1 protein-coding gene is annotated in these 322 nt (G+C 48.4%); it reads left to right on the forward strand.

Translation table 11 applies throughout. The annotated features are described in order from the left end of the window. Window positions 1-322 (forward strand): transposase (locus K5Q99_RS22265; protein ID WP_220778177.1); only part of this gene is annotated, 322 nt, incomplete at both ends.

Here is a 322-nt window from a genome sequence, read left to right on the forward strand (position 1 = left end):
CTATCAGAACAATGCTCTAAGGCCGCCCATAACGGTTTTTTGGCGGATTTAGCCAAGATTTTACCTTCGCATGTTACCCCTCTCATCGTGACTGACGCGGGGTTCAAAGTGCCTTGGTACAAAGAGGTTGAGGCACATGGTTGGTTTTGGCTAAGCCGTATTCGCGGTACAGTTCAATTTGCAGATATTGGCGCCGAAAATTGGCGTGCAGTTCGCAGTACACATGACTTGGCCAACGGTCGAGCGAAGAGCCTGGGTTGTAAGACCTTGACCAAAACTAACCCTATCAATTGCCATCTCACGCTTTATCGTAGCAAACCTA

Source organism: Shewanella hafniensis, from assembly GCF_019655335.1.
Lineage (GTDB): Bacteria > Pseudomonadota > Gammaproteobacteria > Enterobacterales > Shewanellaceae > Shewanella > Shewanella hafniensis.